This window comes from Achromobacter sp. RT286_PF (genome assembly GCF_059760425.1).
The window spans coordinates 105,319-120,981 of the sequence record NZ_JCBAMR010000005.1 but is presented as its reverse complement, the minus strand read 5'-3'; the positions used below and the strand labels follow the sequence as shown (position 1 = coordinate 120,981).

Annotated in this window: 16 protein-coding genes and 2 pseudogenes; 5 read left to right on the top strand and 13 right to left on the bottom strand. The window is 64.7% G+C overall.

Going from position 1 to position 15,663, the window contains the following annotated elements; translation table 11 throughout:
• Positions 1 to 127 precede the first annotated feature (127 nt).
• Together AC6LJY_RS06770 and AC6LJY_RS06765 are read left to right on the top strand one after the other, a co-directional pair.
• Positions 128 to 1,120 carry a Bug family tripartite tricarboxylate transporter substrate binding protein gene (locus AC6LJY_RS06770; RefSeq protein WP_498135563.1) on the top strand — a complete coding sequence of 331 codons (993 nt, stop codon included), beginning with the start codon at positions 128 to 130 and terminating at the stop codon, positions 1,118 to 1,120.
• A gap of 36 nt (positions 1,121 to 1,156) precedes the next feature.
• Positions 1,157 to 1,283 (top strand): annotated as a pseudogene (locus AC6LJY_RS06765) (SDR family oxidoreductase); the annotation flags it as partial.
• Here the strand turns inward: AC6LJY_RS06765 and AC6LJY_RS06760 are convergent.
• From AC6LJY_RS06760 to AC6LJY_RS06750, 3 genes and pseudogenes are all read right to left on the bottom strand, one after another.
• Positions 1,277 to 1,435 (bottom strand): annotated as a pseudogene (locus tag AC6LJY_RS06760) (alpha/beta hydrolase); the annotation flags it as partial. The pseudogenes AC6LJY_RS06765 and AC6LJY_RS06760 sit on opposite strands and share 7 nt — an antisense overlap.
• Positions 1,436 to 1,441: 6 nt before the next feature.
• Entirely contained in the window at positions 1,442 to 1,834 is a 393-nt protein-coding gene (locus AC6LJY_RS06755; protein ID WP_104145243.1) for a VOC family protein, read from the bottom strand.
• Positions 1,835 to 1,974: 140 nt separating this feature from the next.
• Positions 1,975 to 2,292: a c-type cytochrome gene (locus AC6LJY_RS06750; protein WP_498135562.1), complete on the bottom strand. Its 318-nt coding sequence runs from the start codon at positions 2,290 to 2,292 to the stop codon at positions 1,975 to 1,977.
• Between the two features lie 296 nt (positions 2,293 to 2,588).
• Between AC6LJY_RS06750 and AC6LJY_RS06745 the strand changes: the two genes are divergently transcribed.
• A complete protein-coding gene (locus AC6LJY_RS06745) occupies positions 2,589 to 3,323 on the top strand; it encodes an SDR family oxidoreductase (protein WP_498135561.1) in 735 nt (244 codons plus the stop codon).
• Here the strand turns inward: AC6LJY_RS06745 and AC6LJY_RS06740 are convergent.
• From AC6LJY_RS06740 to AC6LJY_RS06725, 4 genes are all read right to left on the bottom strand, one after another.
• On the bottom strand, positions 3,258 to 4,211 hold the full coding sequence (locus AC6LJY_RS06740; protein ID WP_498135560.1) for a LysR family transcriptional regulator: 954 nt from the start codon (positions 4,209 to 4,211) through the stop codon (positions 3,258 to 3,260). The two genes, AC6LJY_RS06745 and AC6LJY_RS06740, sit on opposite strands and share 66 nt — an antisense overlap.
• Positions 4,212 to 4,261: 50 nt before the next feature.
• A complete protein-coding gene (locus tag AC6LJY_RS06735) occupies positions 4,262 to 5,965 on the bottom strand; it encodes a putative bifunctional diguanylate cyclase/phosphodiesterase (RefSeq protein WP_498135559.1) in 1,704 nt (567 codons plus the stop codon).
• A gap of 161 nt (positions 5,966 to 6,126) precedes the next feature.
• Positions 6,127 to 6,912 carry an SDR family NAD(P)-dependent oxidoreductase gene (locus AC6LJY_RS06730; RefSeq protein WP_498135558.1) on the bottom strand — a complete coding sequence of 262 codons (786 nt, stop codon included), beginning with the start codon at positions 6,910 to 6,912 and terminating at the stop codon, positions 6,127 to 6,129.
• Positions 6,913 to 6,921: 9 nt separating this feature from the next.
• Positions 6,922 to 7,908 (bottom strand): Bug family tripartite tricarboxylate transporter substrate binding protein, encoded by a 987-nt coding sequence (locus AC6LJY_RS06725; protein WP_498135557.1) that lies wholly within the window; start codon positions 7,906 to 7,908, stop codon positions 6,922 to 6,924.
• Positions 7,909 to 8,174: 266 nt separating this feature from the next.
• On the opposite strand from AC6LJY_RS06725, the gene AC6LJY_RS06720 reads away from it, so the two are divergent.
• Positions 8,175 to 9,140: a Bug family tripartite tricarboxylate transporter substrate binding protein gene (locus AC6LJY_RS06720; RefSeq protein WP_498135556.1), complete on the top strand. Its 966-nt coding sequence runs from the start codon at positions 8,175 to 8,177 to the stop codon at positions 9,138 to 9,140.
• Between the two features lie 259 nt (positions 9,141 to 9,399).
• Here the strand turns inward: AC6LJY_RS06720 and AC6LJY_RS06715 are convergent, their stop codons facing one another.
• Complete coding sequence (locus AC6LJY_RS06715) at positions 9,400 to 10,251, bottom strand: class I SAM-dependent methyltransferase (RefSeq protein ID WP_104145238.1); 852 nt, start codon at positions 10,249 to 10,251, stop codon at positions 9,400 to 9,402.
• 119 nt (positions 10,252 to 10,370) lie between these two features.
• On the opposite strand from AC6LJY_RS06715, the gene AC6LJY_RS06710 reads away from it, so the two are divergent.
• Positions 10,371 to 12,431, top strand: coding sequence for a transcriptional regulator (locus tag AC6LJY_RS06710; RefSeq protein WP_498135555.1), 2,061 nt, complete (start codon positions 10,371 to 10,373; stop codon positions 12,429 to 12,431).
• Between the two features lie 78 nt (positions 12,432 to 12,509).
• On the opposite strand, the gene msrA is transcribed toward AC6LJY_RS06710, so the two are convergent.
• The 5 genes from msrA to AC6LJY_RS06685 all read right to left on the bottom strand — a co-directional run bounded on the left by msrA (position 12,510) and on the right by AC6LJY_RS06685 (position 15,642).
• Positions 12,510 to 13,217: a peptide-methionine (S)-S-oxide reductase MsrA gene (msrA, locus tag AC6LJY_RS06705; RefSeq protein ID WP_314355832.1), complete on the bottom strand. Its 708-nt coding sequence runs from the start codon at positions 13,215 to 13,217 to the stop codon at positions 12,510 to 12,512.
• Positions 13,218 to 13,259: 42 nt separating this feature from the next.
• A complete protein-coding gene (gene msrB, locus AC6LJY_RS06700) occupies positions 13,260 to 13,766 on the bottom strand; it encodes a peptide-methionine (R)-S-oxide reductase MsrB (protein WP_485857745.1) in 507 nt (168 codons plus the stop codon).
• Positions 13,767 to 13,842: 76 nt separating this feature from the next.
• Positions 13,843 to 14,169 (bottom strand): pentapeptide MXKDX repeat protein, encoded by a 327-nt coding sequence (locus tag AC6LJY_RS06695; protein ID WP_314355834.1) that lies wholly within the window; start codon positions 14,167 to 14,169, stop codon positions 13,843 to 13,845.
• 41 nt (positions 14,170 to 14,210) lie between these two features.
• Positions 14,211 to 15,002, bottom strand: a complete 792-nt coding sequence (locus tag AC6LJY_RS06690) for a molybdopterin-binding protein (protein WP_046806329.1) — start codon at positions 15,000 to 15,002, stop codon at positions 14,211 to 14,213.
• Between the two features lie 10 nt (positions 15,003 to 15,012).
• Positions 15,013 to 15,642 (bottom strand): cytochrome b/b6 domain-containing protein, encoded by a 630-nt coding sequence (locus AC6LJY_RS06685; protein ID WP_314355835.1) that lies wholly within the window; start codon positions 15,640 to 15,642, stop codon positions 15,013 to 15,015.
• Positions 15,643 to 15,663: the final 21 nt, after the last annotated feature.

The window sequence follows — 15,663 nt, the reverse complement described above, 5'->3', positions numbered from 1 at the left end:
CGGCGCCCCTGATACGGCGCCCCTGATACGAAGCCCCTGATACGAATCCCGTGATACGCATCCCCTGATACGACGATAAGGCTGGCCCAAAGAGGCCGCCTCGAACATATTCCTGGAGACAAACCCCATGCACCCCTCGCGCAGAGCGTTCCTGATCAACGGCATGGCCATGGCAACGGGCGCGGCAGTCCTGCCGTGGACTTTCGCGGCGCGCGCCGCGCAGTATCCCGACAAGCCGGCCCGCCTGATCATCCCCTATCCGCCGGGCGCCGCCACCGATACGCTGGGCCGCATGGCGGGGCAGGTATTCGCGGACGCACTGGGCCAACCCTTCGTCGTGGAAAACCGGGGCGGGGGCGGCACTACGATCGGCACGCGCGCGGTAGCGGCCTCCGCGCCGGACGGCTACACCATCGGCATGGTCGACTCCACGTTCACCATCAACCCCGGGCTACTGGGCGACCGCCAGCCCTACGACGCCATCAAGGATTTTGCACCGGTCTCGCTGATGGCGACCGCGCCGTTCGTAATGGTGGTGCATCCGTCGGTCAAGGCAAGCGACGTTGCGTCCTTTGTCGCGCTGGCCAAGGCGCAGCCGGGCACGCTGTCGTTCGGGTCGGCGGGGGTGGGCAGCGGTCCGCATCTGGCAGGCGAGCAACTGCGCCAACAGGCCGGCGTGGACGTGTTGCACGTGCCGTACCGTGGCGGCGGCACCGTCATCACGGACCTGCTGGGCGGCCAGGTGCAGTTCGCCTTCGCCACCGTTCCCACGCTGCTGGAACACATCAAAGGCGGGCGCCTGAAAGCCTTGGCCGTCACCAGCCCGCAACGCGCCAGCCAGCTGCCCGACGTGCCCACGTTCACCGAGGCAGGCCTGCCGGGCGTGGACATTTCGCCACTGTTCGGCCTGGTGGCGCCGACCGGCGTGCCGGAACCCATCATTCAGAAGCTGTCGGCAACGCTGGCTGAATCCGTGCGCAAAGGCGCACTGCGCGACAAACTGGCCGGGCTGGGCTTTCAGCCAGTGGGCAGCACGCCGGCCGAATTCGCGCAGCGAATCCGCGACGATGTGGCCAAGTGGACGGCGGTGATCCAGCGGGGCGGGATCAAGGCGGAGTAGGGGGCGCGGACAGGCATCGCGCTTGTTGACGGCGTGGCGGACTTTGCGTCCACCACCGAAGCGCAGTTCGACGCGCTTTTTGCGGTGCACGTCAAGGGCGTGTTCTTTCTTACCCAGGCCTTGCTGCCGCTGCTGGCGGACGGCGGGCGCATCGTCAACTTCCCCGCGCACGTTGGTCGCCGCATTGCGCATGACGATCGCCATGTTGTCGCCGAAGGATTTTTCTCCGCCGATGGCCAGTACCGGCATGGCCTGCTTGGTTTTCGACAACGCGACGTTGTCGGCGACGTCGTGCTGGGCGATGGCGTTGAACTGGCGGTCTCAGCCTTGCACAGGCGTACACAACTCGACCAGCGTGCCGTCGGGGCAGCGCAGGTACGACACCACCTGGCCCCAAGGTTTGGCGGTCGGGGCGCTTAGCTCGGTTGCGCCCCGCGACAAGGCCCTGGCATGGGCGGCGGCCACGTCATCCGTCACAAACGCCACCTCCATGCCCAGCGGCTTGGCCGACGCCGACGCTTCGACGTGCCCGGTGGCGAAGTTCATTGCCCCCAATTCATGCGCCGCGAACGCCAGCGTGGTGGCGCCCGTATCAAGCTCACCGTAGGTTTTTGACTCGTGCAGGAACCGCACCGGAAAACCGAACGCGCCTTCAAAGAACGACAGGGATGCCGCCACGTCAGGCACATAGATGATGGTGTATCCAAACTTCATGAGGTGTGTCCTTGAAAGCGCTGGGTTAAGGGGGGGGCGAGCATACTGGAACAGAATAGGCAGTGCTGCTTTCAGACGGGTATTCGGCGGAAGACCGCCCGTACTCGATGTCGAGTAATGACGCCGACGCCAACGCACTGTTAACGGCTTTTCGAAATAACGCCTGTCATGTATTTATTCAAATCGCGAAAGTCCTGAACCGTCCAGGCGTGCGGTGCAATTTTTACCCCGTTCTCTCGCAGCGTCCTCGGAATCAAGTCGCCATTTGGCCGCAAGATCACCGATGAAACAATGACGCCCGGATAATCTTGAAGACGTTTTTTGAACGCCGCAGTGGTCAGGTCGGGGGTGGGCGGATTACTTTTCTGGGCCAAAGGCCCGGTGCCCTTGATATCGGCCCCGTGGCACATGGCGCATCGCTGCGTGAAAAGGTTCTTGCCATTGACGTTCTGTGCCATGGAAAGTGGTGCTTGAGTCAGCGCTGCAACGGCTAGCGCAGCAATGCAGATTGCCCTGGATGTCATGTGATCTTGGTGTGTTGGCAGTGCAGATTCGGAAGCGCCGGATATATCGATCGGCCGCGCGTCATGGCGGGCTGCCGTGGCGGGCGGCATTATCGCAGACGGCATGGATTAAAGCGTGTGCCGCGTCCACATAAAACATCCGATACCCCCATCGGACATTCCTGCTGGCCCGCCGCGCGGCATGACGAGAACATCGTTCATTTCCAAACCTCCATTCAAAGGAAATGAGCATGACCAACCCTCTTGCAGGACAACGCATCGTGGTCGTCGGCGGCGGCTCGGGCATGGGCCTGGCCCTAAGCGCCCGGCTGCTGAGCATGCATTGCGACGTCGTAATCGTGGGCCGATCGCGCGACAAACTGGACGCCGCGGCCACGCAGCTGCAAGCGTTTGGCGAGCCGCGCGTGTGTCAGGCGGACGTGACCAGCGAAGCGCAGGTGCAGCGGCTTTTTGAAGACATCGGCCATGTGGACCACCTGGTCTGCACCGCCGCCGACATCCGGGGCGCCTACGAGCTGCTGCCCGACCTGGCCCTGGACGCGCTGGACCGGGCGATCCGCTCGAAAGTTGTCGCGCCCATCTTGCTGGCCAAGCATGGTGCCACGCGGATGCCCGCCCACGGCTCCATCACCTTGACATCCGGCATTGCCGCCTATCGACCCCGGCCCAAGGGCGTGGCGGTGGCCGCGATCAATGCCGCGTTGGAAGGGGTGGTGCGCGCGATGGCGGTCGAGCTGGCGCCGTTGCGCATCAACGCGGTATCGCCGGGATGGGTGCGCACGCCGATCTGGAACGATGTGGCGGGCGCCGACAGTGACGCGTTGCTGGCGTCGATGGCCGAGCGGCTGCCGGTGGGGCGGGTGGGCACCGGCGACGATATCGCCGATGCCATCCTCTTTCTACTTGGCAACGGCTACACGACCGGCACCGTGCTGCACGTCGATGGCGGGCATCGCCTGGTCTGAGCCCAGGGTCGCAAGCCGGATCATCTGGATGAACGCCGCAACCTGGCGCGTGGGTTCGCGATGCAGCGTAATAAGGCAGATGGGCAGGCCTGCTCCCTGTGTGGCCAACGGCCGCCATACGGGCTGCGCCGCCGTGACGGCCGAGCCCATGGCCATCCTGGGAAGGATCGATATTCCCAAGCCGGCGGACACCATCTGCATCAAGGCCGGCACGCTGTCGGCCACGGCGCGAACGTGGGGCCGGACGGGGGCGTCCTGCAACAGAGCCTCAAGGTATTCCCGATACCGGCAGCCCTGCATCGTAACGATCAGCGGGTAGGCGGCCAGCGCGTGCGGGCGGATTTCGGTTGCGTGCGCCAACGGATGGCCGGGCGGCAGCACGACGCCCGGCCTGTCCCGGGCTATGGTCTCCACGCGGAGCCTGGCGTTGTCGGCCGGCCAGCCGTGCACCAGCCCCAGGTCGGCCGTTGCGTCCAGCACCGCCTGCGCGGTGTCCGAGGAATTTCTTTCCTGGACCGCAACCTGGGTGGCGGGATACAGCTCGGCAAGCTCCAGCAGTTGCGGAACCAGCACGCTGGTGCACAAGGTTTGCGGCGCGGCCACGCGGATAGTGCCCCCGGGATCATCGACGTTGTCGCGAACCTGCCGGAACGCTTCATCGGCCAACGCAAGCAGCTCGCGGGCGCGCGAGGCCAGCCTTTCCCCCGCCGCCGTCAGTTGCAAGCGGTTGTTCTGGCGAATGAACAGCGCGTGACCCACGCTGTCTTCCAGTGCGCGCACCTGTTCCGTCACGCTGGGCTGCGACAGGTGCACGCGTTTGGCGGCTTGCGTGAAGTTCAACGTCTCTGCTGCGGCAATGAAAATCTTCAGCTGTCGTAGTTGGAACATGGGGTGGTCGCGGAGGGATAGGGGAAGGGGGCGGCGGCGCGTCGGCGGCATTACGGGCGCCGCATGAATTCCAGGAAAGACTCGGCGGTCAGCGGTCGGCTGATCAGATAGCCTTGAATGCAGTCACAGCCCGCGTCTTTCAGCGCATCGGCCTGGTGTTGGTGTTCCACGCCTTCGGCGATGGTCTTCATGCCCAGCGCGCGGGCAAGGCCGACAATGCTTCGGATGACCGCCGACGCTTTCTCTGACGCCAGCAATTCCCGGACGAACGACCGGTCGATCTTGAGCGTGTCCACGGGAAGGCGGACCAGGTAGCTAAGGCTGGAGTAACCGGCGCCAAAGTCATCCAGCGATGTGGATATGCCGGCGCCTTTCAACGCGGCCAGCACCGATGTTGCCATGTCGATGTCGCCCAGCAAGCCGTCTTCCGTGATTTCGATATCCAGCAAGGTGGGGCAGACGCGATGCCGCCGCGCGGCATCAAGAATGCGGTCTGCCAGGCCCTTGTCCAGCAGTTGCCGAGGCGACAGGTTCAGGCTGGTCCGGGGTACGGTGACGCCCAGCTGTTGCCATACGGCGATATGCCGGCAAACGGCATCGAACAGCCAATCGGCCAGATGGCCCTCGTAAGAAGAATCAAGCAGCAATGCCAGAAACGCGTCCGGCGTCAGCAAGCCGCGTTGGGGATGACGCCAACGAAGCAGCGCCTCGACGCCAACCAGGGAACTGTCGGCCAAGGCAATCTGCGGCTGAAAATGCAATTCAAACTGGTTCGTCGAAAACGCGGCACCAAGCTCGGAGCGCAGTGCCAAGCGGTCGCGCATGCCCCTGTCCAGCGCCGCGTCATACACGCGGATATGAAGATTTCCCGAGGACTTTGCGGCGTACATGGCGGTGTCGGCCTGACTCAGCAAGGCCTCGGCGGATTCGGGCTTTTCTCCAAGCAGCGCGATACCGATGCTGGCAGAAAGCAATAGCGATCGGCTGCCTGTTTCAAACGGCGCCGCAAGCGTATCCAGCACGGCCCGCGCGCACGCTTGCGCGGCGCTTTCCGAGCTGTTGCGCAACACCAGAACAAACTCGTCACCGCCCACCCGCGCGGCAAAACACGTGGGTTCGACCAGGGTGTTCAGCCTGTTGGCAAACCCGCGCAGCAACGCATCGCCAACGGCATGGCCGAATGCGTCGTTGACGTCTTTCAGGTGGTCCAGGTCGATAAACAGGACCGCTACACAGGCGCCATTGCCGGCGCTTCTCAAGCCCGCATCCGCGACCGCGCCCGCTAGCGTTTCCATGCACTTGCGGCGATTCGGCAAGCCGGTCAGATAGTCGTGGGTGGCTTCGAATTCCAGTTGTGCCGCGTGCTCGTGTTCGCCCGTAACGTCGCGAAACAGCACTGTGATGCCTTCATCGTGGCGAAACGATCGCGCTTCGAACCAGGTGCGCAGCGGGGCGTAATAAGCAGTGTGGCGACCGGGGATGCCCGTGTCCGCCGTCTGCTGGTAAATCCGGTAATAGCCCGAGTCCACCAGGTCCGGGTAACACTGCCAGATGTCGCGCCCAAGAAGGTTTTGCCGGTCCTGCTGCAAGTAGCGTTCGGCGGTGTCGTTCAGGTACGTAAACCGCCACGACTTGTCGATCGACATGAACCCGTCGCTTAGGCTGTCCAGCATTTCCGCCAGATGTTCCGGTGCAGGCTGACGCGAGTCGGCAGGGGGCGACTGGGTTGGGCGAGGGGCGGGGCGTCGTGCCATTGTTGGATCTTCGTTCGCGTCGGACCAAGAAAGGCATGACAGGTCCGCAAACCGTGGATCGCTGTATTTTAGCGGCCCGCGCCGCCACCGGAAATCAGGGGTGCGCAGGCATGCGCTGCGTGGAGCAAGGCGCCGCTGTCTACCCCCTTTACCGTCGGGTTTCAGCTCGCATACAGATTCGTCAGCGATGCTTTCAGGAAGCCGCCATCCACCACGATGTCCTGCCCATTCACATAGTGCGACGCGTCGCTGGCCAGAAAGGCCACGGCGCCCGCGATGTCCGAGGGAAGGCCGATACGCCGCGCCGGGATGTGGGCGACGCGTTTTTGCAGCACGGCGTCGTCGCGGTAATGGGGTTCCGACAGCGGCGTGCGGATCATCCCCGGGCTGATGGCGTTGGCGCGTATGCCCTGGGGGCCCCATTCCACCGCCATCTGGCGGGTCAGCGCCAGTAGGGCAGACTTGGTCGAACCGTAGGCGCCGACTCGCGTGGGCGTCTGGGCAGAGATTGACGCCACATTGATGATGCTGCCCGCCTGTTGATCGCGCATCAGCGGAAACAGCTGCTGTGCGCACAGCAACGCGCCGCGCAGATTGACGCGAAAGATGCGGTCCCATAAGTCGATCGGGAACGCCTCCAGGCCCACCGGCGCGGCGCTGATGGCCGCGTTATTGACCAGTATGTCGCAGCGGCCGAAGCGCCTGGCCACCTGCTCGGCCATATCCGCCACCGCGTCCGGCTCTGCGATATCGCAGCACAGGTTCAGCGGGCCATCCGCCTGGACGCCGGCGTCGCCCGCGTTGACGTCCACCCGAACGACGGCCGCGCCCATCGATTGAAGTTGCCGGCAGATGGCCAGGCCGATGCCGCCGCTGGCGCCGGTGACCACGGCCACGCGGCCTTGCAAGGCGTCGACCGCAAACGGGGCGTTCAAAGAGGTATCCATGCGCGCCGCCTACTTGTTCTTCAAGTCGGCCACTTGCGCCAGGCCTTGCCAGATGACCGCGTCGCGCTTGATCGATGCCGCGAATTCCTTGGCGGAGATATCCGCGGGGATGATCATGTTCTGGCCTTCGATTTTTTCGCGGACGTCGGGGGCGTGCTGCGCGCGATAGATCTCGGTGTTGAGCCGGTCGATGATCTGGGGCGGCGTGCCCGCTGGCGCAAAAACGCCATACCAGCCGTCGGCTTCGAAGTTGTAGCCTTGCTCGGCCAGTGTGGGAACGTCCATCGTGGCGGGCCAGCGCCGCGAACCCGTCTGGCCCAGCGCGACCAATTTGCCGCTACGCATGAACGGAATCGGCGAGGCGATGTCCATGAAGCCGACGCTGATGGTGTTGGCGATCAGGTCGGTGCTTTCCGTGACCAGCTGCTTGTACGGAATGTGCGGCATGTCCAGGCCGTAGTGCGCCTTGATGCCTTCCATGGCCAGGTTGCCAGATGAGCCTGTGCCCCACGAACCGTACGCCAACTTGCCGGGGTTGGCCTTGGCATACGCGACCATGTCCGCCAGGTTCTTGAACCCCATGCTGGGGTTGGCGACCAGCAGGATGCCCGCGGCGCCGACCTGCGCAATGGGCAGCAGGTCTTTGTCCGGGTCGTAAGGCAGCGAGGGCAGCACCACCGGGTTCAGCAAGATGGCGGACGAGGGCGCCAGCAGCAAGGTGTAGCCGTCGGGCGCCGCCTTGGCCACTGCGTCGCACGCAATCATGCCGTTGGCGCCGGGCTTGGATTCCACGACGATGGGCTGCCCAAGCGTCTTGGACAAGGGGGCGGCGATCAGGCGGGCAAAAATGTCGCCACCCGCGCCGGGCGAACCGGCGACGACCAGGCGAATGGGGCGGTCGGGCCAAGCGCTGGGGGCGGCCAGGGCATTGACGCCCAGGCCTATCAGCACGCCGCCCAGCAGGATGGCCCGTCGGGCGGGAAGGGGGTGGGTCATGGCTTGTCTCCGGAATGTTTGAATTGATTTTTCAATTCACTTTTGAGTTATCTGGAGCTCTAAATTCTAGGTAGCTGAACCGGCTTGGCTATAGCTCCGGGCGCAGATCAGAACTGCATGAATCGAAGGAGTGATGGGCATGGCCGATGGCGGCGCGCGGTGCCGGCGTGCTGCATTTTTTGCAGAAGACATCTTCAGATTTTGGCGGAATGGAACGCGCGGCGGCTCGATACACTTTCGCGGGGACAACTGAAAAAGAGCAAGCCATGCCTTTCACCATTCGCCGCCGTCTGCTGCTGACAGGCGCGGTGTTCAGCGCACTGTTTTCCTTTTCGGCCGCCGCGCAAACGGCGTATCCGGACAAGCCCGTGCGGCTTGTGGTCCCGTATCCGCCGGGGGCCGCTACGGACGCCATCTCGCGCGCGTTCGCCCAGCAACTCGGGGCAATCATGGGGCAGACCGTGGTGGTGGAAAACCGGCCGGGCGCCGGCTCGGCCATCGGCATCATGGCCGTCAAGAACCGGCCCGCCGACGGCTACACCTTGCTGGTGCATGCCGAAGGTTTCTACAGCGCGAAGCTGACGACGCCCGGCGCGGGATACGAATTTTCGGACTTCGACATCCTGGCCCCGCTGGCCCAAAGCAGCTACGCCTTCATCGTGCCGGCCGACCGCGGCTGGAACTCGCTTCAGGACCTGAAAGGCGTGAATCGCGAAATGGATATCGGCATTGCGGACCTGGGCATCGGCACCTATTCCACCTTGGCGGCCAGGCTGGCAGCAAGCCTGGGCACGCAATACCGCCCGATTCCCTTCAAGGGCGGGGCCGAAGGGCTGACGGCCATCCTCGGCGGCCAGATCGACGGCTACTTCACCACGATCGGCACCACGCAAAGCGTCAAGGACAATCCGCACGTCAAGGTGCTGGCCTACACCGGGCGGCCGGGCAGCGTAAGCCATCTGCCGGGCGTGAAGACGTTTGCCGAGCTTGGCGTGCCCGACATGGTGTTTCACAGCAGCTACAGCGTGGCGGTGCGCAGCGGTATTCCCGAACCCGTGCGTACGCAGCTTGCAAACTTCGTCAGGCAGGCCGCGACGTCAACGGCGATGGACAAGGCCCGGCAGGATCTGTATCTGGACGGCTACCGCGGCAGCCTGGACGACTACGAGCAAGAGCAGCTGCGTTTGTCGGCCGAGTTCGAGGCCAGCGCAAAGCAGCGCAAGCGCGAGTGATCGCAGCGGCACTCTGTGCCGGATAACAGCGGGCACATAGAACCAGCAGGCGCGCGGGCAGGCGTATGATTTCAGGCGAAGGACCAGCACCGGCCTGGCGGCGGGCGGCAAGCCCGCGCGCCAGCTTTGCATGCCACATGCTTCGCATCGCCCCGTCTGCCCGCCACGCGGATGGGAAGGAAGGCGTCGCGCCATGGACCATCTGCTTGCTGTCCGCCCGGCTAGTCCCTGCGCCACGGGGCTGCGGGCAGTGTCCCCGTCACTGACGGGTGATCACGATTTCCAGGTATTCACTGGGCACCACCACCCCGGCATCGCCAGAGCGATTGAACCGGTCTATTTGCGCTATCAGGTCGCTTTCCAGGGCGGCTTGCGCGGCGGGCTCCAGTATGGAAAACGCCTTGAGGACCGGGCCGTAATAGCTTTTGAAGACTTGCAGCCAGTGCGCCGGCGAGCGATACCGGAAAACGAAATGGCGCGGTTCCGCCTGGATCGCCTTGGCATGTGCGCCGAACATCTCGTCGATACGCGCGCGGGTGCCCCACAGCGCGGGCGATTTGACGCCGGCCGGCGGGGGGACGTGCTTGCCGATCGTCTTGAAAATCTGGCCCACGAAGCCCTCCGGCGTCCAGTTGGCCATGCCGATTTTGCCGCCTGCGCGGCAGACACGCACCAATTCGGCGGCGGCCTTGTCCTGGTCGGCCGTGAACATTACGCCGAAGGTGGACATGACGGCGTCGAAGCTGCCGGGCGCGAAAGGCAGGGCTTCGGCGTCGGCTTCCTGAAACTCGATCTTCAGCCGTTCGGCGGCGGCGCGTTCGCGGGCTCGGCTCAACAGCGCGGGCACATAGTCGGTGGCGACGACCTCGCACCAACGCCGCGCCGCCGCCAGCGACGCATTGCCGTTACCGGCCGCCACATCAAGCACCTTTTGCCCGGCGCGCACATCCATCGCCTCGCACAGTTGTTCGCCGACGATCTGAAGCGTGGTGCCGACCACGGCGTAGTCACCGCAAGACCAGGTGGCTTGCTGGCGGGTTTTTACGGCAGCCAGATCGGGCGGCGCGGCAGCCGGCGCAAGAGGAACAGCGGCAATATCGGTTGGGGACATAGCTGGACTCCATTGACACAAGGTGAAGGCGTGGGCGGATATCGCCGACGCGGTGCCGATGCGCGGACGAAAGGCTATTCGGGTAGCGCGCGATCGGGTCTCAACCGTAGAGCGGGCGCGTGGAGGCCAACGTGGTAGCCGGCGTGGAATTCGCGTCGACCGGGGGGGAGGGTATTCCCCAGAGCGGCGCCATTCATATCCAGCTGCTGGGGCCGATGGCGATCCGCCGCGCGGGCGCGGCCCTGCCGCTGCCGCCATCGCGCAAGCTGCGCGCGCTGGTGGCATACCTGGCGCTGGCCACGCACCCGGTGTCCCGGGCATATCTGTGCGAACTGCTCTGGGACCTGCCGAACGATCCGCGCGGCGAGCTTCGTTGGTGCCTCAGCAAGGCCCGCCCGTTGCTGGACGACGCGGACCAACGCCGCGTGCAGGCCGCGCAAGACAGCGTGACGCTGGACCTGCACGACTGCCACGTGGATGTGGTCGACATTGAAGAGGCGATGCGGCAGGGCATCGGCAACGTGGGTGTGGAACCGTTGCGCGCGATGGCGGCGCTGTTCGTCGGAGAATTCCTGGAGGGGCTGCACATCCGGTCCTGCCCGATGTTCGATAGCTGGCTGGTGGCGCAGCGGCGGCGGTTCAGGGCATGCCAGGCCGCGGTGTTGGAACATTTGGCGGCGCTGCTGCCGGACGGCTCTGAAGAGCGCTACGACTGCCTGGACAAATGGTTGCGCCTGGCGCCGTTCGATCGCCACGCGCACATGCTGATGCTGCAATCGCTCAGCGCGCGAAAGCAGCTTCGCGAAGGCGAAGAACACGTGGCCGCCGCGATTCGCGCGTTTGAAGACGAAGGGCTGGACTGGCGACCGTTGCGCGATGCGTGGAGCCAATTGAGGCGGCAATTGGGGCGGGCGCCATCCGACCCGCCTGAACCGCCGGCTGGCTTGGGCAGGGCGGTGCTTGCCGAGCAGGCAGAAGGCAGCAAGGATCACACCGGTCGCGCCTCGATTGCCGTGATGCCGTTCGCGGACGCGTCAGCACCTGGCGGGGTGCGGGGCGGCCTGGGCGATGGCCTGGCTTACGACATCATCACGCGATTGGCAAAGCTGCGTAGCCTGTTCGTCATTGCGCAGGGAACCGTGTTTGCCCTGGATCAGCGCAGCGTGGGGCCTGAAGAGGCCGGGCGGACGCTGAATGTGGACTTCGTGGTCAGCGGCTTGCTGCGACGGCACGCCAAGCGGATCGTCGTTGACGTGGCGCTGGTCGAGGCGCGCACCGCGCGCATCGTGTGGGCGGAAACGTTCGATCACCCGATGGACGACGCCTTTGTGGCGCTGGACGACATCGGCAACCGGATCGTCGCCTCGGTCGACATCGAAATTGAATCCGCCGAGCGCGAGCGCGCCATCCTTACGCCGCCGAATTCGCTGGACGCCTGGTCGGCCCATCATCGCGGCCTGTGGCACATGTACCGGTTCAACCGGGCGGATAACGCGCGGGCAAGGCATTTCTTCGAGTTGGCGCTGCGGCTGGATCCCACGTATTCGCGGGCGTACGCCGGGCTGTCGTTCACGCATTGGCAGGACGCATTCCAACGTTGGGGCGAGCAAAACTCGTCGGTCGATCTCGCGTACAAAGCGGCCGGCCAGAGCCTGATCGCCGACGACCGGGACCCCGCTGCGCATTGGGCCATGGGTCGGGCGCTGTGGCTGCGCGGCAGCCAGGAGCCGTCATTGTCGGAATTGCAGCGCGCCGTGGACCTGAGCCCGAACTTTGCGTTGGGCCACTACACCTTGGGTTTTGTCCATTGCCAATCCGGCGACGCGCAGGCGGCGATTGGCTCTGCCGATCATTCGCGCCATCTGAGCCCCTTCGATCCCTTGATGTTCGGCATGCTGGCGGTTCGCGCGCTGGCTTTGGTGCGGTTGGGCCGGGTCGCCGAGGCCGCCGACTGGGCGGTCAAGGCGGCCATGCGTCCCAACGCTCACGTGCACATCCTGGCTATCGCCGCGCACTGCCTGGCACTGGCCGACAGGCAGGACGAGGCGCTGGCGTTTGTGGCGACGATACACAAGGCGAATCCCGCCTATGGCATCTCAAGTTTCCTGGACGCGTTCCGCCTGACGCCCGACACGCAAGCCCTGTTCAAGAATGCGGCCAGGCGAATCGGTTTCGATTGACGCACGCAGAATGCACGCGGGGCTGCGCGCCACCACCGACCCATGGCAGCGCGCCCGCGCTCAGATCTTCGGCCAGGCTTACTTGCCGTTCGCGCCCACCAGCACCGGCTTGTCGCGATATTTTTCCGGGAACGTCTTCGCCAGATTTTCCACCTTGGGCACGTCGTTGATCACGATGTACATGCTGTTCGGATTACGCACCAGGTAATCCTGGTGATAGCCCTCGGCCGGGTAGAACGCTTGCAACGGTTCCACGGTGGTGGCCAATGGCTTGGAATACACGCCGGTCTTGTTCAGCTGCGCGATATAGGCTTCGGCCACCTTGCGCTGCCCGTCATTCGCCGGGAACACCGTGGAGCGATATTGCGTGCCACGGTCGGGGCCCTGGCGGTTCAGTTGCGTGGGGTCGTGGGCGACGGAAAAGTAGATTTGCAGCAGCTGCCCGTAGCTGACCTGCTTGGGGTCGTAGGTGATCTCGACGGCTTCGGCGTGGCCCGAGCGGCCGCCGCTGACGGTGTCGTAGTTGGCCGTGTCGGCCTTGCCGCCGGCGTAGCCCGAGACGGCGTTGCTGACGCCTTTGACATGCTGGAACACGGCCTGCACGCCCCAGAAGCAGCCGCCGGCGATGACGGCTTTTTCTTGCGCGGCGGCGGCCTGGGCGTCGTCGACAGACGGGGCGGGGATGATGAACGCGGTTTCAGCGGCGCGGGACGCACCCGCGCCCGCTGCCAGCAGGCCGCACGCGGCAGCGAGGGCGGCGCAGAATTTTTTGGCTTGGAAGTTCATGGTCAGAGGATTCCTGAAAGAAAGGGGTAGCGGCTTCGCGCCTCAGCCCTGTGCGGCAAAGGTCATGGCGACCCCGTTCATGCAGTACCGCAGGCCGGTGGGGCGGGGGCCGTCATCAAAGACGTGGCCCAGGTGCCCGCCGCAGTTGGCGCAGTGCACGGCGGTGCGGACCATGCCGAAGCCGGTGTCGCGCGTTTCGCCCACGGCGTTGGGCAGTGGCTGCCAGAAGCTGGGCCAGCCGGTGCGGCTGTCGAATTTGGTGCTGGACGAGAACAGGTGCTGCTCGCAGCCGGCGCACGAAAACGTGCCGGTGCGGTGTTCGTCGTTCAACGGGCTGGTGTAGGGGCGTTCGGTGCCCTCGCGGCGCAACACCTGGTATTGCGCGGGCGTCAACCGGGCGCGCCATTGCTCGTCGGTCAACGCGTAGGGAAAGGAGGCAGCGGCGGCCGGGCCGGCCGAGGCGTTACGCGGGGTCAGCCAGGGGGCCAGACCCGCGGCAAGCGCGGCGGCGCCGCCCAGCGTCAGGAAGTGTCTGCGGTTCAAAGTCATGGCGTGGCTCCGTCAACAATGCGGCATGCCGGGCGCGGGCCGATCGGGCGGCCCGCGCGCGTGCGGCTTGCTGCGCTTACTTGCTCATTCCGTCCTTGGACATCGAATCCTTCTTCATGCCGTCGTGCGACATGCCATCTTTGGCCATGCCGTCTTTCGCCATGCCGTCCTTGGCCATCCCATCCTTGGACATGCCGTCTTTCGCCATGCCGTCCTTGGCCATGCCATCCTTGGCCATCCCGTCTTTGGCCATGCCATCCTTGGCCATGCCGTCCTTGGACATCGAGCTCTTGCTCATGCCGTCTTTGCTCATGCTGTCCTTGCCCATGGTGTCGGCGGCGTGCGCGGCGACGGCGCCAAATGCCAGGCACAGGGAGAAAGCGGCGGTGGTGATTTTCTTCATGATGCGTTCCTTTGATGGAGGGGGTAAGACAGGAATTTCACCTAGCTTCCGCCGAACCAGTTGTAGCCCTGGTCCTCCCAGTAACCGCCTGGGTAGGTGTTGGTGACGAAAATGGCCTGTATATGCTTGGGGTTCTTGTAGCCAAGCTTGGTAGGCATGCGCAGCTTCATGGGGAAGCCGTACTCGGGGGGCAACGTCTTGCCGTCATAGGTCAGCGCCAGGATGGTCTGCGGGTGCAGCGCCGTGGGCATGTCGATGCTGGTGTAGTAGTCGTCCGCGCATTTGAAGCCAACGTACTTGGCCGTCAGGTCCGCGCCGACGCGTTTCAGAAAGGTTGAGAAGGGCACGCCGCCCCATTTGCCGATGGCGCTCCAGCCTTCCACGCAAATGTGGCGCGTTACCTGGTCCACCTGTGCCATGGCGCGCAGTTCTTCCAGGCGCCATTGGCGCTTGTCGGCCACCATGCCGGTCACTTCCAGGCGGTACGATTCCTCTTGCACGTGGCGCACTTCGTCGATGCCGTAGTACGCGTTGAAGGGAAACGGCCGCGTAATCATGGATTCCGGATAGGTGGGCGCCAGCTTGTTCGGGTCGAACAACCAGCCCTGTACGCGGTCGTTGAAGCGTGACACCGATGTCAGCGCCTTTTCCACGTTTTCGTCGTCGGACAGCGAACACCCGGACAGCATCGCCACGCCACCCAGGGTCAGGCTGTTGCGCAGGAATGCGCGGCGCGACGGCTGCTCGACGCGCCGGGCAAGCAGATTCCTGGCTTCTTTCAGAATGGCCGCGCCGTCCAGGCCCAGCAGCGACAAGCGTTTCTTTTGGCTCATGTCGGGCTCCTTATTTGCCGCGGATCATCGCGACCAGGCTACGGGGCACCAGCGCCACCATCACCAGATGCACCGCCACGAACGCCACCAGCAGGGCCATGGCGACAAAGTGGATGCGGCGCGCGAATTCATAGCCGCCCATCAAGTCGCGCAGCACGCTGAACTGCACGGACTTCCACAGCACCAGGCCGGACAAGACCAGCACGGCGATATCGACCATGACGAACAGGTAGGCCAGCTTTTGCACCTGGTTGTAGTGGCGCAGGTCGCCGTGGGACAGCTTGCCGTGCAAGGCCGCGTTCAGGTCCGTGGCGACGCCGCGCGGGCTGACGGGGAAGAATTTGCGCCGCAACCGGCCGGTGGCCAGGTTCAGCGTCAGGTACAGCAGCCCGTTGAAAAACAGCAGCCACATGCCGGCAAAGTGCCATTGCAGCGCGCCGCCCAGCCAGCCGCCCAGGGTGATGTTGTTGGGAAAGGCAAAGTCGAAGAACGGGGCGGCGTTATAAATGCGCCATCCGCTCATGACCATCAACACCACCGCCAGGGCATTGAGCCAGTGCATGATGCGCAGCCAGCCGGGGTGGATGACGCCGGGAGGCCGGGCGGCGGGGGAAATGTGGGGGGCGGGGCTTGCCATCATGGCGGGTCTCCGGGGGCGGGG